The organism is Caballeronia concitans (assembly GCF_001544615.1).
Classification (GTDB): domain Bacteria; phylum Pseudomonadota; class Gammaproteobacteria; order Burkholderiales; family Burkholderiaceae; genus Caballeronia; species Caballeronia concitans.
Genome location: NZ_FCNV02000001.1, coordinates 36,261 through 54,629, shown reverse-complemented (window position 1 = coordinate 54,629; position 18,369 = coordinate 36,261). Strand labels below are relative to the sequence as shown.

Genomic DNA, 18,369 nt, shown 5'->3' with positions numbered 1-18,369 from the left:
TCCGCCTATGCGACTCGGGTAGGCATTAGGCTATTTCGGACATCCTGTACGAAGCGGTTCTCAAATCCGGTAAGTTCAAGGTAATAGAGGTCTCGCGAGCGCAGCGCCTCAAGCATCTCGTCAAGCGTGTCAGGCCGGCCAAGTTCCTTCCAGACCACTTGTCCTATTTGCGTCGGAAGCCCGTACTCGTCCAGCGCATTTACTACAGGAGGACGGCCTACGTTCTCAACTCTGCCGATGAACGCTTCGTAGTTACCAGCCGCCAGTCCATATTTCTCGAAGACGTGGCGTTGAATTCGGTCGACAGCAGAGAGAAGGTTCGGTGCTCGAAACTCGGCCCATTGACGCTGAAAGTCGAGCAGCGTTTCGATGGCGTCGTCGACATGCCTTCCATCGCGGTGGAAAAGCGCGAGTGCATCGCTGAACCTGCGGGCTCGCAATAGGCGCCGCAGCAGAAAGGCGAGGTGTCTAGCAGTCGTTGCGCCGGACCGCGGTCGACCTTCGGTGAAATGCTTCCAAAGCAAGTCACACGGGTAGGCCAACTCCTCAAACGATGGAAAGCCCCGCCACGAAAGCATAGTGTGAGCCCGGCGAAGGTCTCTGACGATTGCTTGAGCTACGGCGAGTTGCGCCGCTGGGTCGATTCCTGCATTCTCTCGTAGGACCTCAAGGCTCAGGAGGGGGTCCTCATAGTACTGTCTTACCCGCCCCGATGATGACGCGGTGAGTTCGGTCGGTTCTAACTGAATCAGCAACGCGTCGCTAGCGTCGTCTGATTGCGTCACCACGGGTATGTCGACCAACGGCAATTCTGCCTGCGGAGGCTCATGGTAGAGATAGACGTGCCCAATAAAATGCTTCAGCATTCGACCCGAGCGACCCTTGATATTCGAAAACGTGAAGTAGTCGAACTTTCTATTGTTGATTTTGTTATCGAGGACAATCACATGTTTAGCACGCGTGTTGACTCCTTCAATTAAAGTTGACGTGCATACCAAAAAGCGTATTGCGCCTTCGTTGAAGCGACGCACCATGAGCTGAGTAAGCGAGCGCGGCAATTTGCCATGATGTATCCCAATGCCAGCGCTGAGTGCCTTGGCAAACGACCAGTCGGAGTGGTAACGCTCCTTGACCCACTGCGAGGTTTCCTTTGCCGAGGCAGCTCCGACGTCGCCCAACGCGTTCGCCAACTTAGTAGCCAGCGCGTGAGCTCGTGCTGGCGATCGAACGTAAATCAGCGTGGGTTCTTTCAGCCGTGTACACAGATCAACAGCGTGAGTCGTGTCGTCCTGCACGTCAAAGCGATGAATTTCGGAGGCGACAGTGTTGAAGTCGGTGCGAATGAATCGGCATTGAAACTTCTCGATGAAACCGTCCGGGATGTTCTGAATGTTGGGGCCGAGCATATAAAATTGACTTGCCTGTTTTGAAAGCTTATGGAAAGCTAAGTTCAGCATTTGCGCGCGGCCGTCATCTTCTCCCGGGTTTAGCTTGTAGAACTCATCTATAACGAAGAAATCGGTTTTCTGTATGTGCTCGTTCTGTATGACTCGCTCCTGCGTGTGCACGAAGATATTGCGATCAGCGGGAGTTTGTGACGAGTGGGTAATGATTTTGTATCTCGTGCTGTGCGCTGCAAGGCGGCGTCGCGTTTCGTCAAGCAGTGCTAGCGTCGGGACCACGATTACGATGTTGCGAAAACGGCCCAAATGCACGATTGCGTCGATGATTAGGCTTTTCCCGAAACTCGTCGGCGCGCTCAATACTACGCTCCTGCCGGACATGATGTGATCAAATACTTGCGCCTGTGCCCGGTGAAAAACTGTGTCTGAATTAGCAGCCGGACGGTGCATTTCGTATGCAAGGGCATCGGCGATACCAAGTCGGTCAGGATTAAGATAGGGAAAAAGACCCGATTCACGGACGAGCGCGTCTATGATGACAGCATGCGCTTCGAACATATGCCGGATGTCGAGTAAGCGAATAACCAGTTCCTGTCCAAAATGTTCCTCGCTCGTGCCCCGCGAGACGTTAAGGAAACTGGAGACATCTTGCAAGAGTGAGAAAGGGTCTGATATTCCTGCTAGCGCGGCGGTCGCTATTTTCGCGCGGATCTCGGTGAAACTTAAAGGCATTGGTAAATCTCCAGCCGCTTATGGAGCGCATCGACAAGGAGCTTTTTTTCGCTCAGTGGGAAGAGAATGAGGCGTACTTCAATGTGTGTCAGGTTGTTCTTCGAGATGAATGTTTGATAGTGTTTCTCAAGTTCGGCCGTTAGCAAACGTAGATACTCGTCAGTACTTTGGTTGTGAAGCGCTGTCGTTGGACTGTTATACGTCAGCAACACAGGTACAACCACGACATCAAAAACAGCATCTAATGAAACGGTCTCGTCAAGAAGTTGTTGCAATCTCTGTGCATGAGGCCACGTCTCGTCAATCTTGCCTTTGATGAGCAAGAACTCATCTCGCAAATACTCACGCTCGAAGTGCGCATCAAGCTCGAGACAAACGTCGGTAATCGCTTTCCCAATGTTCTGGTAAAACTTAACCTCGCCGAGCCACAGCTCGAGACCGGCCTGAGTAGGAACGACATGAACGGCGTCGAAGCCCTTGACCGCATGATTACTCGAGTCTTTGAAGTAGATCTTCGATATCGCCGGAAGGGTTGCGAACACCTTCTTGAGCGCAACGTGCAATATTAACTCGCCGAATTCACCACGATTTCGATACGCGTCAGTCTGATAGATCTTCCTCGCCGCCTCGCCTAGTCGCTCAGCGGCGTTTCCTGCGTCGATGCTGTGGTACTCTGAGTAACGGAGACAGAAGTCTGGTAGGGATTGAAAGAGGAGTTTTGAGAGCTGGTCGGCACGCCATGCGCCCAGCTCATAACCGGCACAGATGCCCGTAAGCCTTGGCGTCCTCGCAAGATCATTGACCACGATTTTGAAAAAGGGCCCCGCCATATTGCGACTCTTCTGCTTAAATTATTTAGGTTATCTAACCAAAAATGGCTCACTACTTCACGATCGCCTGCGATCGGTCTGCACGTAGTTGCGCTAGGAAGCAACAGATATGTGCAGACGGCGGTGGCCCACTGTTGCTCCCTGGCCCTCACATAGTGCTGAGATCATATCCCACGCTCAACGAATGCAGGGCATGTAGCGTTGACCGTTCTTAAGTTCTACGCGAGACAGAGCGCTTCTTACGTGCGTGGCGGCACGTTGTGTAAGGCCTTGTCCCGGTAGCGCAGCTTGGCGAAGAAAGCCGTTCGTTGGCTTCAGTTCGGCACTGTCCTGGCAGACACCTAGCTGTGTAACGTCGGGTTGGGAAAGATGGACTAGCAGAAGCGCCGCGCTGCCGCGACTTGCGTGAATGAAATTATTCGGTACGCGCGATGGACAGTCTTTTCCCGCCACGTCCCCGCGTTTACCTGTGGACAACCCTGTACAAACCCCGCCGCGTAAACTGTTCGCGCTTTCTGCATAACTCGGCGATTCCGAAAAAGTCCCGAAAGTTGTCCTCGCTTCCATCCGCAATCCGCCGATTCATACCGAAGTTGTTTACTTCGCAAGTCATTGACGCGAAACGCGCGAATCGGGTTATCCACTGAAAAGTGGCAGGCTTGTTAACTACTACCACGTATACATACGAATCCTTTTGTTTACTTAGAGACGCATGCAGCGTCGCTCAAAACCGGAGCAGTTCAGTTCACCGCAGTCTCATGCGCCTGACGCAGCCTTTCACGGCTGTTGCTCAAATGCATGCGCATCGCGGCGCGGGCATCGTCGGCATCCTGGCGAACGATCGCCTGATAGATCGCCTTGTGTTCGTTGAGCACGTTGCGTAACCGTTCGATCTGATCCAGCTCCGCAATCTCCGCCTTGCCGAGCCGCGTGCGCGGACTCACGGCGCGTCCCATCTGGCTGAGCACGTCGTAGAAATACCGGTTGCCGCTCGCCCGCGCGATCTGCAAGTGAAACTCGACGTCATGCTCGAGCACATCGGTGCTGCCATTGGCGACCTGCTCTTCGTAACGATCGAGCGCCCCGGCAATCTGCTTCAGATGCTGCTCGGTCCGGCGCCCCGCCGCGAGCGCGGCCGCCGCGCCTTCCAAATCGATCCGGAATTCGATGATCGCCATCACATCGAGCAAGTTCGACAGATCGGCGTCCTTGAGCCGCACCGATTCGCGATCCGCCATCGCGCGGATGAACGTGCCGATGCCATGCCGCGTCTCGACGACATTCGCCGCCTGAAGCCGCGACACCGCCTCGCGCACCACCGACCGGCTCACCGACATCTGCTTCATCAACGCGACTTCGGTCGGAATCTTGTCGCCGGGGCGGAGCACGCCGCGCTCGATCTCTTCGATGAGGGCGGCGACGACTTTATCGGTGAGGCTGGCCATTTTCGTTCTGCAATTCGGGAAAAGTTGAGGTCGGACGACCTCGATGCCCACGCATACATGCTTTGACAACGAGGTCTGATGAACCATCATGAAGTTCGGCAGGCGGATCGTCAATTCGGCGACAACGCGATATATAAGACATCGTATGACAAGAGAAGCGACAGATGATCGCGCGAGCGCGGCACACAGAGGCACTTTAAGGGTTAACGCTCCTGTTCCGGATGGCCGGAATCGCGATACCTTCTGTTAAGACATCCTACGACTTAGTCGCAAGCCAAAATCCACCGATCCAGCCGCCACGGGGAGGCACCATGCCGTCTTCGACACCGTATCAACCGTTGCCCAACGCGTTCCGGGCGTCGCTGCGCGAGAGAAAGAAGCTGATTGGCTGCTGGTCGTCGCTGGCCAGTCCGATCGTCACCGAGTTGCTGGGCGTCGTCGGCTTCGACTGGATATTGCTCGACGCCGAGCACGCGCCCAACGATGCGCTCACGCTCATTCCGCAACTGATGGCTCTCAAGGACAGCGTGAGCGCGCCCGTCGTGCGGCCGCCGGCGAACGAGCCCGTCGCGATCAAGCGGCTGCTCGACGGCGGATTCGTGAACTTCCTGATTCCGTTCGTCGATAGCGCCGCCGACGCGCACCGCGCCGTCGCCGCGACGCGTTATCCGCCGCACGGCATCCGGGGCGTGTCGGTGGGGCATCGCGGGAACCGGTACGGGACCATCGCGGACTACTTCAATATCGCGAACGACAATATCAGCGTCGCGGTGCAGATCGAAAGTCGGGCAGCCGTGGATGCCATCGACGAAATCGCCGCCGTCGACGGCGTCGATGCGCTGTTCGTCGGCCCGTCCGATCTCGCCGCCGCTTACGGCCATCTCGGCAACCCGAATCATCCGGACGTGCAGGCGGCCATCGCGCACGTGTTCGAGCGCGCGCACGCCGCGGGCAAGCCGAGCGGCATCCTCGCGCCGGTGCAGCAGGACGCGGACCGCTATCTGTCGATGGGCTGCACGCTCGTCGCCGTCTGTGCCGATCTCGGGTTGCTGCGCAACGCGGCGCAAGCCGTGAAGAAACACTTCATCGAAGAGTAAGCTGCGAAGACCGCGCATCGACACATGAACAAGGCACACACAGCACACAAGGAGCGATACATGACGACAAAAGCAGGCTTCATCGGACTCGGCATCATGGGGCTTCCCATGGCCGCGAACCTGGTCAAGAACGGCGTGGAACTGGCGGCGTTCACGCGCAGCGGCGTGCCCGACGAACTGACGAAGGCGGGCGCCACGGCATGCGACAGCCCTGCGGCCGTCGCGGGGAAAGCGGACATCATCTTCCTGATGGTGCCGGATACGCCTGACGTCGAGCGCGTGCTGTTCGGCGAGAACGGCGTCGCGAATTCGCTGCGCGCGGGGCAGATCGTCGTCGACATGAGTTCGATTTCGCCCATTGCGACGCGCGAGTTCGCCGCGAAAGTCCGCGAGCGCGGCGCCGATTACCTCGATGCGCCCGTCTCCGGCGGCGAAGTCGGCGCGAAGGCGGCATCGCTCACGATCATGGTCGGCGGCGCGCAGGCGACCTTCGACAAGGTCAAGCCGCTCTTCGAGATGATGGGCAAGAACATCTCGCTGATCGGCGAAGTCGGCGCGGGCCAGGTCTGCAAGGTCGCGAATCAGGTGATCGTCGCGGCGACGATCGAGGCGGTCGGCGAGGCGCTGCTGCTCGCGTCGAAGGCGGGCGTCGATGCCGAGAAGGTCCGCACCGCGCTGATGGGCGGCTTCGCTTCGTCGCGTATTCTCGAAGTCCACGGCGAACGGATGACCAAGCGCACGTTCAATCCCGGCTTCCGGATCGAACTGCATCAGAAGGACTTGAATCTGGCGCTCTCGACGGCGCAATCGCTCGGCGTCTCGCTGCCGAACACGGCGACGTGTCAGGCGCTCTTCAACGCGTGCACCGCGCACGGCGGCAAGGCGTGGGATCACTCGGGCATGGTTCGCGCGCTGGAGTTCCTGGCGAACCACGAGATCGGGCAGGACGCGAAGTAAGTTTCGCGCAGTCGCGAGGATCGAGCCGGCGCAAGCCGGCTTCTTCATTTCAGCAGTCGTCAGACGTCTACTCTCTGCGTCATCGTAGGCCTATGACGGACCCTCGAAGCCAGAGTCGTAGAGGGTAAACACGCGATGCGCGAGTCGTCCGATGACCCTAAGATGTCGTCAGACAACCTACACCATCAGGAGACAGCCTTGCGATCCGCCCCCGCCCCGCGCGCCGACGATTTGCTCGAGTCGGCCAGTTCCAAGGTCAAGCGTCACGTCCTGCCGCTGTTCCTGATCATGTTCATCGCGAATTACATCGACCGCGTGAACGTCGGCTTCGTCAATTCGCACATGCAGACCGATCTCGGCATCGGCGCGGCGGCGTACGGGCTCGGCAGCGGGCTGTTTTTCATCGGCTATGCGCTGTTCGAAGTGCCGTCCAACGTGCTGATGCAGAAGTACGGCGCGCGCGCGTGGCTCACGCGGATCATGGGGACGTGGGGCATCGTCGCGGCGGCGATGGCTTTCGTCTGGAACGACACGTCGTTCTACGTGCTGCGCTTTCTGCTCGGCGTGGCGGAAGCGGGCTTCTTCCCGGGCGTCGTGTTCTATTTCACGCAATGGCTGCCGCAGAAGGAGCGCGGCAAGGCAATCGCGATCTTCCTCGGCGGCTCCGCGTTCGCGTCCGTGCTGTCGGGTCCGATCACCGGCAGTCTGCTGTCCATTCGCGGCCTCGGGCTGCACGGCTGGCAGTGGATGTTCCTCATCGAAGGCGGTTTCTCCGTGCTGCTGTGCGGCGTGAGCTGGATGCTGCTGAAGTCGCGCATCGCGGATGCACACTGGCTCACCGCCGACGAGCGCACCGTGCTCGAAAAGACGATCGCGGGCGAGCAGGCCGAGCGCGAAGCCGCGGGCGGCCGTCACGTTCCCGCGATCCAGCTTCTGAAAGACCCGCAGATCGCGCTGTTCTGCCTGCTGTATTTCGCGATCCAGCTCACCATCTACGCCGCGACGTTCTGGCTGCCGACGATCATCCGCAAGATGGGCGGCCTCACCGATTTCCAGGTCGGCCTTTTCAACGCGATTCCATGGCTGATCGCGATGGTCGCGATGTACTGCTTCGCGCTGCTCTCCGCGCGCTGGCGCTTCCAGCAGGCGTGGCTCGCGGCGGCGCTCGTGATCGCGGCGTGCGGGCTGTTCGCATCGACGACGGGCAACGCGGTGCTGTCGTTCGTGGCGATCTGCTTCTCGGCGATCGGCTTCAAGGCGGCGGCGTCGCTGTTCTGGCCGATTCCGCAAGGCTATCTCGATGCCCGCGTCGCGGCCGGCGTGATCGCGCTCATCAACTCGGTCGGCAATCTGGGCGGCTTCTTCGCGCCCGCGACCTTCGGCTATCTTCAACAACACACGGGCTCGGTGTCGGGCGGGCTGTACGGGCTCGGCGTCGCGTCGCTGATCGCGGCGGCGGCGGCTTTCCTCACGCGCAATCGTCGCCGATCGGACGGGACGCCCGTCGGACACGCGGCGCATCGCAACGCGCACTGAACGCGGCCAGACACTCAACTTCGGGATCACTCACATGTCGACCAACGCAATGCAACCCAACGCCACTCCGAAAGTCACCGAACTGCGCGTCGTGCCCGTCGCGGGCCGCGACAGCATGCTGATGAACCTCTCCGGTGCGCACACCCCGTTCTTCACGCGCAACATCGTGATTCTGAAAGACAGCGCGGGCAACACCGGCATCGGCGAAGTGCCGGGCGGCGAGAACATCCGCAAGACTATCGACGATGCCCGCGCGTTCGTCGTCGGGCAATCCATCGGCAACATGCAGGCGGTGCTGAACCGTGTGCGCACGCAGTTCGCGGATCGCGATGCCGGCGGGCGCGGCCTCCAGACCTTCGATCTGCGCACGACCATCCACGCCGTCACCGCGCTCGAAGCCGCGCTGCTCGATCTGCTCGGGCAGCATCTCGGCGTGCCGGTCGCGGCGCTGCTCGGCGAAGGGCAGCAGCGCGACGAAGTGGAGATGCTCGGCTATCTGTTCTACATCGGCGATCGCAACAAGACCGACCTGCCGTACGCGAGCGGCGCCGATGGCCGCGACGACTGGGAACGCCTGCGCACCGAAGAAGCGCTGACGCCCGAAGCCGTCGTGCGCCTGGCGGAGGCGGCGAAGGCGCGCTACGGCTTCAACGACTTCAAGCTGAAAGGCGGCGTGCTGTCGGGCGATGCCGAAATGGAAGCGGCGACCGCGCTCGCGGAGCGTTTCCCCGAGGCGCGCGTGACGCTCGATCCGAACGGCGCGTGGTCGCTCGCGGAAGCCATTCGCCTGTGCCGCGACAAGCACGACGTGCTCGCCTACGCGGAAGATCCGTGCGGCGCGGAGAACGGCTATTCGGGCCGCGAAGTGATGGCCGAATTCCGCCGCGCGACGGGCTTGCCGACCGCGACGAACATGATCGCGACGGACTGGCGTCAGATGGGCCACGCCATCCAGCTGCAATCGGTCGATATCCCGCTCGCCGATCCCCATTTCTGGACGATGCAAGGCTCCGTGCGCGTCGCGCAGATGTGCAACGACTGGGGCCTCACGTGGGGATCGCATTCGAACAATCACTTCGATGTATCGCTCGCGATGTTCACGCACGTCGCCGCCGCCGCGCCCGGCAAGATCACCGCGATCGACACGCACTGGATCTGGCAGGACGGCCAGCGCCTGACGCGCGATCCGCTGCGGATCGTCGGCGGCAAGGTGAAGGTGCCGGAGACGCCGGGCCTGGGCGTCGAACTCGACATGGACGAAATCGAAAAGGCGCACGCGCTCTATCTGGAGCACGGTCTCGGCGCGCGCGACGACGGCATCGCCATGCAATTTCTCATTCCGAACTGGAAGTTCGACAACAAGCGGCCGTGCCTCGTGCGTTGAGGCGAATCTACGACTCGCGCTTCAGCCGTTCGATGAGCGCCATCGCGGCGAGCGGGTTGACGGCCTTGTGGCCGCTGATGACGTACAGATACACGTCACGCGCCGATGCCTTCGCGGGCGGTTCGCCGACCGTCTGCAAGTCGTCGGGTGCGCCGCCCGCCGCCCATTCCTTCGCGCGCGCGACCCAGCGGTCGAGCGCGGCCTTCGGGTAGCCTTTCGCGGGCTTTTCGGTCGTGCCCATGATGCGGGCATAGACGAACGGCGCGGTCACATCCGCGATTTGCGGATACTTCGAATCGCCCGCCGCGACGACGGCCACGCCGTATTTGCGCAATAGCGCGACGAACGCCGGATCGGCGAAACTTTCGTGCCGCACTTCGACGGCATGGCGAATGGCGCGTCCCTGCACTTCCTGCGGCAGGAGCTTGAGAAAGTTTTCGAAGTCTTCGGGATCGAACTGCTTGGTCGGCGCGAATTGCCAGTTGATCGGACCGAGCTTGTCCTTGAGTTCGAGCACGCCGCTCGCGAAGAAACGCTCGATGGATTCGCCCGCTTCGGCGAGCACCCGGCGATGCGTCGAATAGCGCGAGGCCTTCAGCGAGAACACGAAGTCGTCGGGCGTTTCGTCGTGCCATTTGGCGAACGTCGCGGGCTTTTGCGAACCGTAGAACGTGCCGTTCACTTCGATGCTCGTGAGCGCGCGGCTCGCGTATTCCAGTTCCCGCTTTTGCGCAAGATCGTCCGGATAGAACGTGCCGCGCCACGGCTCGAAGTTCCATCCGCCGACACCGATGAGAATGCGTCCCGCGCTCCCGCTCTTCTCGCTCCTCTCGCTTTTCTTCTTCGTTGCCATGAGGCGTCTCCTGTCCGGACCCGTGAAGAGTGTAGCGAACAGGAAGTCCGCGCGTGCGCCGCGCTACTTTCGCCCGACGAGATAGCTCACGCCGTGCGGCCCATACTGCTCCGTATGTTCGACATTCGCGGGCAGATGAAAGATGTCGCCCACGCGATACAGCCGCGCGTCATCGCCGATGCGGATGGTCAATTCGCCTTCGACGATCAGCGCTTTCGCTTCGAACGGATGCGTGTGCGCATCGAGCGAACCGTTCGGCTCGCGCGTGACGGTGACGACTTCGTGAAAGCCTTCGGCGGGAAGAAGGGCGAGGAACGCGTCGCGGTGCATGGGGAATCCGGAGGAGAGGGAAAAGGGCGCGTCCGCCATTGCGGGAGACGCGTCCCGATGCACCGATGCCAACGCATCAGTTCCCGAAGAAGATATCGCACTGAGGGCCGCGCACGCACGGCTTGGAGATGGGGCTGCCGCCCATGCTCATCGATCCGGCGCCGCCTCGTGTCGACGGCACGCCGCCATACGATGCATCGCCCGTTTGCATGTTTGCGCCTTGCTGCATCGTGCCGGGCTGCGTCCACGTATCCGGCGTGGCTTGCCCTGGCACTTGCGCGGTCCGATAGTAGGTTTGCTGCGCGGATGCGACGCCCGCAGCAGCGAGTAACGAGACGGCAAGCGCCGTCATGGCCAGACTGGATTTCATGTCGTCGACTCCTTGATTGATGCGCCGCGCGAGTGCCGCGCATCCGTTCGCTATTCGATATGCTGCTCATCAGCCGTCGAAAGCGCGCAGTGCGGACGTTCGTGCATCACGCCGCTTCGCGTGACGCGCGCTTGCGGCATTTCCGTTATAGGCGGCGCGTTTCGCAATGAACAGCAAATACGCTTATACGCCGGAGATTTAGTCGTGCACATGACGCGATGCGGGCGCGGGCGACATCGACGGCGTGTGTTGGACGTGTGTTGGCCGTGCGTCGGCAATAGAATGCAATTCGTTTACGAAGATTGAGAACCGAAGGAGAACGCGATGACCGTCACCATCTATCACAACCCGAAATGCGGCACCTCGCGCAACACGCTCGCGCTGATCCGCAACGCGGGCATCGAGCCGAATGTCGTCGAGTATCTGACGCATCCGCCGAGCCGCGAGACGCTCACCGCGCTCATCGCGCGCGCCGGTCTTTCCGTGCGCGACGCGCTGCGCGAGAAAGGCACGCCGTATGCGGAACTCGGCCTGGGCGATCCCGCGCTCACCGACGATCAGCTCATCGACGCCATGCTCGCGCATCCGATTCTCATCAACCGCCCGTTCGTCGATACGCCGATCGGCGCGCGGCTGTGCCGGCCATCGGAACTGGTGATCGATATCCTGCCTTCGCCGCAACAAGGACCGTTCACGAAGGAAGACGGCGAAGTGGTCATCGACGAAAGCGGCAAGCGCGTGCGTTGAACGCGACGCGGCCGTTACGCCACGTTACTTTTCTCGCAGCGCTGTTGCACCTGTGTCCGGCCGCGCCTTCTAGACTACACTCACTCACACGGCACTCGGTGCAGGGGGACAGCAAAATGAAGAAGAAACTGCTTGGTACGGTGGTCGGGCTGGCGGGGATGGCGGCGCTTGCGATATCGGCATCGGCTTCTGCGCATGTCGATGTGGCGGTAGGCGTGGGCGTGCCGGCCTACTACGCGGCGCAACCGGTGTACGTGCAGCCGGCTCCGGTCGCGTATGGCTATGGCTACGGCTATCGCGACGAAGGCTGGCGCGAGCACGAATGGCGCGAGCGGCGCGAACGTCACTGGCGGCACGAGATGCGCCGCGAAGAGCGCTGGCACGATCGCCACGGTTGGTAAGCGGTAACGAATCCGGTTTCGAAAGGCGCGGCGGGCCTCATGGTCCGCCGCGTTTTTTCATGGCGCGGCGTCTGAACGTCAGTTGGCGCGTCGCGGCGCATCGGCTCAAGGTGCGCTGATGGCGCGCGCCGATGCGCTGCTCTACGCGGCCAAGCTCGCGGGACTCGATTGCATGAGCCGCGCGCCGCTCAGTCCTCTTCTACCGGACCGTGCGCGGCGCGTTCGTCGGGCGGCTTGCGCATCCATCGCCGATGCAGGCTTTTCTCGATGATGCGCCCCACGATCAAGAGCGCGATCAGCAAGACGGTCGCAACGAGCGCGAGACTCCACACGCCGAGCCCGCACAGAATGCCGACCGCCGCCGTGACCCAGATCGAGGCCGCCGTCGTGAGGCCGCGAATCCGGTTTTCCGCCTGATTCTGGATGATCACGCCCGCGCCCAGAAAGCCGATGCCCGTCACGATGCCCTGCACCACGCGCGACACGTCGGCGTCGTCGGACAGCGTGCGCGTGGAGAAGCCCATTGCGCACATCGTGGCGATGCACGCGCCGAGCGACACCAGCCCGAGCGTTTTCATGCCGGTCGGTTTGCCGTGCAGATCGCGGTCGATGCCGATGATGCAGCCCACCAGCACCGCGCACAGCATGCGCAGGACGGCATCGGTGAAGACGGGGTAGGGCAGCATCGAGTGGCTCCGTGGTCGGGGTTCTTGTCGGTGTGCGTCGTACGACTGTAAGGCTGTCATCTTCGCATCGAAGCGGTGCAAACGACAGTTCTGCGCACGGCGCGAATTTTGTCGCGCTAACGTGCAGGGCGCCTGATCGACGTCATCAGCGCGAGCCCCAAGGACATAACGTGACCACGCAGCCCAAATTCTCGATGATCGACGCCGCGCCGACGCCCGTCGGCCCGTTCTCGCACGCGGCGGAAGCCGACGGCTGGGTCTTTCTGACCGGCCAGATGCCGACGCATCCCGACGACGACAGCGCGCCGCTGCCCGAAGGCATCGCGGCCCAAACGCGGCGCGTGATGGACAACCTGATTCTCGTGCTGACGGGACTTCGCCTCACGCTCGACAACGTCGTGTCCGTGCGCATCTACCTGACCGAATTCAAGCGCGATTACGACGCGATGAACGCCGTCTACCGCTCGTATTTCGCGCCGAAGCCGCTGCCGGCGCGTACGTGCATCGGCGTGACGGGGCTTGCGCGCGATGCGCTCGTGGAGATCGATTTCGTCGCGAAACGGCCCTGATTCAGCGGCGCGCCTTCGACGCATCCACCCAGCGAAACGTGAGATTGATGCGCTCGCCGCGCGCGCCCGGCTCTTTCGGCACGCGATGCACCCATTCGAGCTGCGTGCGTCCGCGCATCACGAGCAAGCTGCCGTGCGTGAGCGACAGCGTGTGCGTCGCGTGCGTGCGGACGTGGCGGAATTCGAAGCTGCGCGCCGCGCCCAGACTCACCGATGCGATCACCGGCTCCGGCCCGAGCTCGCGTTCCTTGTCCGCGTGCCAGCCCATGCTGTCGAGCCCGCCGCGATAGCGGTTGAGCAGCACGCTGTTGAAGCGCGCGCCGGCCGCTTCCTGCGCGGCATCGCGAAGTTGCGCGACGGCGGGCGTCCACGGCTGCGGCACGTTGCGGATGCCCGAGTAGACATAGACGGCGTCGGGCTCGCCCTGCCACGCGGTCAGGCGCGGCAGCGGCACGCGTCCGCCCGGCGTGTTCATGAAGTCCTGCTGCCAGCGCACCTCCTCGATCAGCGCGCCCATCAGGTCGGAACCGGCGTCCGCGGCGATCCAGTCCGGGTGCCACGCGATGTCGGGCTTGGGGATGTCGTCGAATAGATCGAACATGGCAAAGCGCGTCGATGCGGCCGAAACATTCACGATAGCAGAGCCGTCGCGTCACGGCGTTGCGGTCTCATCGTTTCTATGCAGCGTATGCTACAGTCGGCCGGGCCATCTCAAAATCGCGGGGACGCATGACCACCAGCGCCGGAGCGCACGGCGGCACGGAGAGCCGCCGCATTCTGCTCGTCGACGATAGCGCCGACGCGGCGCTCGCCATGTCGATGCTGCTCGAAGCGCTCGGCCACGAAGTGCGCACCGAGCACGACGGCGCACGCGCGCTCGCCTCCATCGACGAATTCCGGCCCGACGTGGTGGTGCTGGATATCGGCTTGCCGGGAATGAGCGGCTTCGACGTGGCGCGCGAGATGCGCAAGCGCGACGCGACCCGCCACGCGTTGCTGCTCGCGCTCACCGGCTACGGCAGCGCCGCCGACCGTCAGACCGCGCTCGATGCGGGCTTCGATCATCACCTCACGAAGCCCGTTTCCATCGACGAGATCGAGGCGCTGCTCGCGCGCGCCTGACTTTCCCTCACTCGACCCGCAGCCGCGCCATGTACGGCAGGTGATCGGAGAGCCACGCGGTGTCCTGCGTCGGCACGAGCCATTCGACGGGTCTGAGACCGCGCACGAACATCTTGTCGAGCGCGAGCGCCGGCGAAAACGCGGGGAACGTGCGGCCGGATTCGCCGAGCATCGTCGCCACTTCGTTCATGCCGAGTTCGCCGAAGAGCGGCACCGAGTCGTTGCGCCAGTCGTTGAAGTCGCCGGCGAGCACGAGCGGGCCGTCCGGCGCTTCCTTCGCGATCCAGTGCGCGATCCAGTTCATCTGACGCAGCCGCGCCTGACGCGTCAGCGCAAGATGCGCGCATAGCAGCGTGACCGCCCGGCCCGCGAACGTCGCACGCGCGACGAGCAACCCGCGCTTTTCGAAGCGATGCGCGGAAATGTCCCATCGCCCGGAAAGATCCAGCGGATGCGGCGAGAGAATCGCGTTGCCGTGCCGCCACGACGGCTTGAACACGTTCGGCCCGAGCGCGATCTGCAACTCGAGCGCGGTGGCGATTTCGGTGGCCTGGCAATGCCAGACATCGTCGAGCGGACCGGCAAGCGGCTTGCCGAAACCGCTTGCGAGCACCGGCTGCGGCAGCCGCCGCGCCATCGCTTCCTGAAGAAAGTAGACGTCCGCGTTGGTGGTCTGAACCCACCGCTGCATCGCGCTCCACGCGCGCAGGCCGAGCGGCGAGCGGCCCTTGTGCAGATTCCAGCTCACCGCCGTGAAATCCGGCGTGACCGCTTTCGCGGACGGTGCTGGCGGAAGATGTTCTGGGTTTCGCATGCGTTCGTTGTGTTGTACGCGCCGACGCCCGGTCACTCGGCCGGCGCGGATGGAGCGAGGCTGGCGCGCACCCGGTACGCCAGCGACGGATTGCTGTCGATGATCTGCCACTGCGCCCATTCACCCGGCTTCACCACGAGACCGGGATGCGAGCCGCTCACCTGACGCGGCGTCGGCGGCACCTTGCAGCCGGACGTCGAAGTACGCGACGCATCGTCTTCGATCGTCTCTTGCGCATCGATGGCGAGCGTGATGTCGTCGGCGCTCGCGTGCGTCGGCGACACGGTGACGGTGCGTTGCAGGTCGATGTCGCCCGCGGGTTTGTCGGCGCAGCCGACGCGGTTCTGCACGACATCGTGATGCGTATCCGTGCGCGCCTGGCCGACGTTCGTCGTCGCCGAAAACGAGTCGATCTGCTGGCCGTCGCGCACGACCTGCAGCTCCCAGTCGACCGGCTGCGGCGCGCTTTGCGCGAGGACGCCGTGACTCGCGGCGAGGCAGGCGCTCAACAGAAGCGCGGATCGGATCGGATACAGAAATGCGGTGCGGTTTGTTTTCGTCATTGAAAGCTTCTCCGGCGCGCGGGTCAGTCATGTCCGGGAGCACGTTCCGAACCCGCCCGGCGCATCGATCCCGACGATGATACTAGCGCCCGGCGTCTTAGGCTTGCAGCTTCGAGCAACAACATTCGATTGGCAGCAGACGCGCGGGACTGCTCGCTTGCGTGCGGTTTTGTCATCGATACACTGAATCGTCGATCAATCAAAAGACGGGGTGCGACATGACGACGGCCGTGGTGAAACAGGAACTGGCGGTGGCATCGTTCAGTAAGGTCTACAGTCTCGACGACGTGGAAACCGCGCTCAACGAACTCTCCGATGGCGCAAGCGACGCGCTGCGCGCCACCTACGAAAAGATGCTGAAGGTGGGCAATCTGCGCTTCTGCGTGAAGCCCAACCGCATGCCTTCCATCGACGATCTCGTGGCTTCGCTGCCGAATTTCGACGAACCGCTCGACGACATTCGCAAGCAGATCGCGCTGTGCCTCGAAACCGACGACCGCCTCGAACTCATGCCGATGCTGCTGCTCGGCGAGCCGGGCATCGGCAAGACGCATTTCGCGAAGCAGCTTGCGCGGCTGCTCGGCACGTCATCGCATTACGTCGCGATGAGCTCGCTCACGGCGGGCTGGATTCTGTCGGGCGCGTCGTCGCAATGGCGCAACGCGAAGCCCGGCAAGGTGTTCGACGCGCTCGTGAACGGCAGCTACGCGAACCCCGTCATCACCGTCGATGAAATCGACAAGGCCACCGGCGACGCGCAATACGATCCGCTGGGCGCGCTCTACGCGCTGCTCGAGCACGACACGGCGAAGGCGTTCATCGACGAATTCGCCGAGGTGCCGATCAACGCGGGCAACATCGTGTGGATTGCGACGGCCAACGACGCGCGCGCGATCCCCGAGCCGCTTCTGAACCGCATGAACGTGTACGAGATTCCCGCGCCGGACCGCGACGGCGCGCGGCGCATCGGGCAGGCGATCTACGCCGAGATCCGCGAAGCGCACGCGTGGGGCGGGCGCTTTCCCGAAACGCTCGGCGATGCGCCGCTCGATGCGCTCACGCAAGCGTCGCCGCGCGGCATGCGGCGCGCGATGCTCAACGCGTTCGGCAACGCGCGCATCGACGGAAGGCATCACGTCGAGGCGCGCGATATCCAGCTCGATCGCCAGTCGCGCCGGAAATCGATGGGATTCTGACGCCCCGAAAATGGCAAAACGGCCAGAAACGGCCTGAAAACCGGTCTTTTTCGTATTCTGGCGGCCGGATTCTTGGCTTTATCCGAATTGCACCGGAAAACGACGCCTTCCCTGTGCGTTTGTTGTGCAACGCGCAATAGTTGCCCACGTAGAATAGTTAGCATCGGGTTGGCGCGGAAAGGGACATGGATCGGATCGAATGCGTGGTCATCGGGGCGGGCGTCGTCGGGCTCGCCATCGCGCGGGCTTTGGCGATGCGCGGGCGCGAAGTCGTCGTGCTGGAAGCGGGCGAAGCCATCGGCGTCGGCACGAGTTCGCGCAACAGCGAAGTGATTCACGCCGGCATCTACTATCCGCGCGGCTCGCTCAAGGCCGAACTCTGCGTGCGCGGACGCGAAATGCTCTACGAGTACTGCGCGGCGCACGGCGTGCCGCATCGGCAATGCGGGAAGCTGCTCGTCGCGACGGCGCGCAACCAGATTCCGCAGCTCGCGGCGCTCGAGCAGAAGGGCATCGAGAATCGCGTCGAAGGACTCGTTCGCGTCAGCGGCGCAGAGGCGCTGGCAATGGAGCCGCAACTGCAATGCGTCGAAGCGGTGTATTCGCCGCGCACGGGCATCGTGGATAGCCATCAGCTCATGCTCGCGTACCAGGGCGATGCGGAAAATCACGGCGCCGGCGTCGTGTTCCATACGCCGGTCGTCGACATCGATGCGCGCGAAGGCTGCTTTATCGTCGAAACCGGCGGCGACGCGCCCGCGCGCTTCAGGGCGTCGTATCTGATCAACAGCGCGGGGCTGCACGCGAACGACATCGCGCGGCGCATTCGCGGCCTCGACGACCGCCACGTGCCGCCGCTTTATTTCGCGAAGGGCAATTACTTCAGCGTGAGCGGGCGCGCGCCGTTCGAGCGTCTCATCTATCCGATGCCGAACGAAGCCGGCCTCGGCGTGCATCTGACGATCGACATGGGCGGTCAGGCGAAATTCGGCCCCGACGTGGAATGGGTGACGTCGCTGAACTACGACGTCGATCCGCGCCGCGCCGATTCCTTCTACGCCGCGATCCGCGCGTACTGGCCCGGCCTCCCCGACGACGCGTTGCAGCCGGCCTACGCGGGCATCCGGCCTAAGCTCTCTGGCCCCGGTCAGGCCGCCGCCGATTTCATGATCCAGGGCAAATCCGCGCACGGCGTGCCGGGACTCGTGAACCTGTTCGGCATGGAATCGCCGGGGCTGACGGCGTCGCTCGCCATCGGCGAACGCGTGGCGGACATGGCGCGCTGAAGCGCTTATTTTCGGCATTCGTCGTCATCCATTCGCCTCGGTGTTGTT

At 62.5% G+C, this 18,369-nt stretch carries 20 protein-coding genes; 10 read left to right on the top strand and 10 right to left on the bottom strand.

Annotated elements, in window-relative coordinates; all coding sequences use genetic code 11:
* Window positions 1-5: 5 nt before the first annotated feature.
* The 3 genes from AWB72_RS00265 to AWB72_RS00255 form a co-directional block, all read right to left on the bottom strand.
* Complete coding sequence (locus AWB72_RS00265) at window positions 6-2,135, bottom strand: DEAD/DEAH box helicase (RefSeq protein WP_040050894.1); 2,130 nt, start codon at window positions 2,133-2,135, stop codon at window positions 6-8.
* Window positions 2,126-2,965 (bottom strand): HamA C-terminal domain-containing protein, encoded by an 840-nt coding sequence (locus AWB72_RS00260; protein WP_087127753.1) that lies wholly within the window; start codon window positions 2,963-2,965, stop codon window positions 2,126-2,128. Before AWB72_RS00260 ends, AWB72_RS00265 begins: the two co-directional genes overlap by 10 nt.
* Window positions 2,966-3,705: 740 nt before the next feature.
* Window positions 3,706-4,410: a FadR/GntR family transcriptional regulator gene (locus AWB72_RS00255; protein ID WP_040051260.1), complete on the bottom strand. Its 705-nt coding sequence runs from the start codon at window positions 4,408-4,410 to the stop codon at window positions 3,706-3,708.
* Window positions 4,411-4,721: 311 nt separating this feature from the next.
* Here AWB72_RS00255 and garL point away from each other — a divergent pair, with 311 nt between their 5' ends.
* The 4 genes from garL to gudD all read left to right on the top strand — a co-directional run bounded on the left by garL (window position 4,722) and on the right by gudD (window position 9,384).
* Window positions 4,722-5,507, top strand: coding sequence for a 2-dehydro-3-deoxyglucarate aldolase (garL, locus tag AWB72_RS00250; RefSeq protein ID WP_040051261.1), 786 nt, complete (start codon window positions 4,722-4,724; stop codon window positions 5,505-5,507).
* A gap of 24 nt (window positions 5,508-5,531) precedes the next feature.
* Window positions 5,532-6,464: a 2-hydroxy-3-oxopropionate reductase gene (locus AWB72_RS00245; protein WP_143754565.1), complete on the top strand. Its 933-nt coding sequence runs from the start codon at window positions 5,532-5,534 to the stop codon at window positions 6,462-6,464.
* 288 nt (window positions 6,465-6,752) lie between these two features.
* The gene (locus AWB72_RS00240; RefSeq protein WP_244285523.1) at window positions 6,753-8,000 is read left to right on the top strand and encodes an MFS transporter; all 1,248 of its coding nucleotides are present in this window, start codon (window positions 6,753-6,755) and stop codon (window positions 7,998-8,000) included.
* Between the two features lie 34 nt (window positions 8,001-8,034).
* A complete protein-coding gene (gene gudD, locus AWB72_RS00235; RefSeq protein ID WP_040051263.1) occupies window positions 8,035-9,384 on the top strand; it encodes a glucarate dehydratase in 1,350 nt (449 codons plus the stop codon).
* A 7-nt stretch (window positions 9,385-9,391) separates the two neighbouring features.
* Here the strand turns inward: gudD and AWB72_RS00230 are convergent, their stop codons facing one another.
* The 3 genes from AWB72_RS00230 to AWB72_RS00220 form a co-directional block, all read right to left on the bottom strand.
* Complete coding sequence (locus tag AWB72_RS00230; RefSeq protein ID WP_040051264.1) at window positions 9,392-10,237, bottom strand: DUF72 domain-containing protein; 846 nt, start codon at window positions 10,235-10,237, stop codon at window positions 9,392-9,394.
* Between the two features lie 63 nt (window positions 10,238-10,300).
* Complete coding sequence (locus tag AWB72_RS00225; RefSeq protein ID WP_040051265.1) at window positions 10,301-10,567, bottom strand: cupin domain-containing protein; 267 nt, start codon at window positions 10,565-10,567, stop codon at window positions 10,301-10,303.
* 76 nt (window positions 10,568-10,643) lie between these two features.
* Entirely contained in the window at window positions 10,644-10,937 is a 294-nt protein-coding gene (locus AWB72_RS00220; RefSeq protein WP_143754564.1) for a hypothetical protein, read from the bottom strand.
* A gap of 324 nt (window positions 10,938-11,261) precedes the next feature.
* Between AWB72_RS00220 and arsC the strand changes: the two genes are divergently transcribed.
* Window positions 11,262-11,684, top strand: a complete 423-nt coding sequence (gene arsC / locus AWB72_RS00215) for an arsenate reductase (glutaredoxin) (RefSeq protein ID WP_040051267.1) — start codon at window positions 11,262-11,264, stop codon at window positions 11,682-11,684.
* A gap of 116 nt (window positions 11,685-11,800) precedes the next feature.
* On the top strand, window positions 11,801-12,085 hold the full coding sequence (locus AWB72_RS00210; protein ID WP_040051268.1) for a hypothetical protein: 285 nt from the start codon (window positions 11,801-11,803) through the stop codon (window positions 12,083-12,085).
* 188 nt (window positions 12,086-12,273) lie between these two features.
* Here the strand turns inward: AWB72_RS00210 and AWB72_RS00205 are convergent, their stop codons facing one another.
* Entirely contained in the window at window positions 12,274-12,771 is a 498-nt protein-coding gene (locus AWB72_RS00205) for an MgtC/SapB family protein (protein ID WP_052449965.1), read from the bottom strand.
* Window positions 12,772-12,965: 194 nt separating this feature from the next.
* Between AWB72_RS00205 and AWB72_RS00200 the strand changes: the two genes are divergently transcribed.
* Window positions 12,966-13,340 carry a RidA family protein gene (locus AWB72_RS00200; RefSeq protein WP_374728852.1) on the top strand — a complete coding sequence of 125 codons (375 nt, stop codon included), beginning with the start codon at window positions 12,966-12,968 and terminating at the stop codon, window positions 13,338-13,340.
* 1 nt (window position 13,341) lies between these two features.
* On the opposite strand, the gene AWB72_RS00195 is transcribed toward AWB72_RS00200, so the two are convergent.
* Complete coding sequence (locus tag AWB72_RS00195) at window positions 13,342-13,941, bottom strand: alpha-ketoglutarate-dependent dioxygenase AlkB family protein (protein WP_040051271.1); 600 nt, start codon at window positions 13,939-13,941, stop codon at window positions 13,342-13,344.
* A 128-nt stretch (window positions 13,942-14,069) separates the two neighbouring features.
* Between AWB72_RS00195 and AWB72_RS00190 the strand changes: the two genes are divergently transcribed.
* Complete coding sequence (locus AWB72_RS00190) at window positions 14,070-14,462, top strand: response regulator (protein ID WP_040051272.1); 393 nt, start codon at window positions 14,070-14,072, stop codon at window positions 14,460-14,462.
* Window positions 14,463-14,469: 7 nt separating this feature from the next.
* On the opposite strand, the gene AWB72_RS00185 is transcribed toward AWB72_RS00190, so the two are convergent.
* Window positions 14,470-15,276, bottom strand: coding sequence for an endonuclease/exonuclease/phosphatase family protein (locus AWB72_RS00185; protein ID WP_087127750.1), 807 nt, complete (start codon window positions 15,274-15,276; stop codon window positions 14,470-14,472).
* Between the two features lie 32 nt (window positions 15,277-15,308).
* Complete coding sequence (locus tag AWB72_RS00180; RefSeq protein WP_040051274.1) at window positions 15,309-15,839, bottom strand: hypothetical protein; 531 nt, start codon at window positions 15,837-15,839, stop codon at window positions 15,309-15,311.
* 218 nt (window positions 15,840-16,057) lie between these two features.
* Here AWB72_RS00180 and AWB72_RS00175 point away from each other — a divergent pair, with 218 nt between their 5' ends.
* Both AWB72_RS00175 and AWB72_RS00170 read left to right on the top strand, forming a co-directional pair.
* Window positions 16,058-17,035, top strand: coding sequence for an AAA family ATPase (locus tag AWB72_RS00175; RefSeq protein WP_040051275.1), 978 nt, complete (start codon window positions 16,058-16,060; stop codon window positions 17,033-17,035).
* 185 nt (window positions 17,036-17,220) lie between these two features.
* Window positions 17,221-18,321 (top strand): NAD(P)/FAD-dependent oxidoreductase, encoded by a 1,101-nt coding sequence (locus AWB72_RS00170; protein WP_040051276.1) that lies wholly within the window; start codon window positions 17,221-17,223, stop codon window positions 18,319-18,321.
* Window positions 18,322-18,369 lie beyond the last annotated feature (48 nt).

Bases quoted from the DNA above. Each gene is read 5' to 3' on its own strand.
- AWB72_RS00265 (WP_040050894.1), bottom strand. From the start codon at position 2,135: ATGCCTTTAAGTTTCACCGAGATCCGCGCGAAAATAGCGACCGCCGCG.
- AWB72_RS00260 (WP_087127753.1), bottom strand. From the start codon at position 2,965: ATGGCGGGGCCCTTTTTCAAAATCGTGGTCAATGATCTTGCGAGGACG.
- AWB72_RS00255 (WP_040051260.1), bottom strand. From the start codon at position 4,410: ATGGCCAGCCTCACCGATAAAGTCGTCGCCGCCCTCATCGAAGAGATC.
- garL (WP_040051261.1), top strand. From the start codon at position 4,722: ATGCCGTCTTCGACACCGTATCAACCGTTGCCCAACGCGTTCCGGGCG.
- AWB72_RS00245 (WP_143754565.1), top strand. From the start codon at position 5,532: ATGAACAAGGCACACACAGCACACAAGGAGCGATACATGACGACAAAA.
- AWB72_RS00240 (WP_244285523.1), top strand. From the start codon at position 6,753: ATGTTCATCGCGAATTACATCGACCGCGTGAACGTCGGCTTCGTCAAT.
- gudD (WP_040051263.1), top strand. From the start codon at position 8,035: ATGTCGACCAACGCAATGCAACCCAACGCCACTCCGAAAGTCACCGAA.
- AWB72_RS00230 (WP_040051264.1), bottom strand. From the start codon at position 10,237: ATGGCAACGAAGAAGAAAAGCGAGAGGAGCGAGAAGAGCGGGAGCGCG.
- AWB72_RS00225 (WP_040051265.1), bottom strand. From the start codon at position 10,567: ATGCACCGCGACGCGTTCCTCGCCCTTCTTCCCGCCGAAGGCTTTCAC.
- AWB72_RS00220 (WP_143754564.1), bottom strand. From the start codon at position 10,937: ATGAAATCCAGTCTGGCCATGACGGCGCTTGCCGTCTCGTTACTCGCT.
- arsC (WP_040051267.1), top strand. From the start codon at position 11,262: ATGACCGTCACCATCTATCACAACCCGAAATGCGGCACCTCGCGCAAC.
- AWB72_RS00210 (WP_040051268.1), top strand. From the start codon at position 11,801: ATGAAGAAGAAACTGCTTGGTACGGTGGTCGGGCTGGCGGGGATGGCG.
- AWB72_RS00205 (WP_052449965.1), bottom strand. From the start codon at position 12,771: ATGCTGCCCTACCCCGTCTTCACCGATGCCGTCCTGCGCATGCTGTGC.
- AWB72_RS00200 (WP_374728852.1), top strand. From the start codon at position 12,966: ATGATCGACGCCGCGCCGACGCCCGTCGGCCCGTTCTCGCACGCGGCG.
- AWB72_RS00195 (WP_040051271.1), bottom strand. From the start codon at position 13,941: ATGTTCGATCTATTCGACGACATCCCCAAGCCCGACATCGCGTGGCAC.
- AWB72_RS00190 (WP_040051272.1), top strand. From the start codon at position 14,070: ATGACCACCAGCGCCGGAGCGCACGGCGGCACGGAGAGCCGCCGCATT.
- AWB72_RS00185 (WP_087127750.1), bottom strand. From the start codon at position 15,276: ATGCGAAACCCAGAACATCTTCCGCCAGCACCGTCCGCGAAAGCGGTC.
- AWB72_RS00180 (WP_040051274.1), bottom strand. From the start codon at position 15,839: ATGACGAAAACAAACCGCACCGCATTTCTGTATCCGATCCGATCCGCG.
- AWB72_RS00175 (WP_040051275.1), top strand. From the start codon at position 16,058: ATGACGACGGCCGTGGTGAAACAGGAACTGGCGGTGGCATCGTTCAGT.
- AWB72_RS00170 (WP_040051276.1), top strand. From the start codon at position 17,221: ATGGATCGGATCGAATGCGTGGTCATCGGGGCGGGCGTCGTCGGGCTC.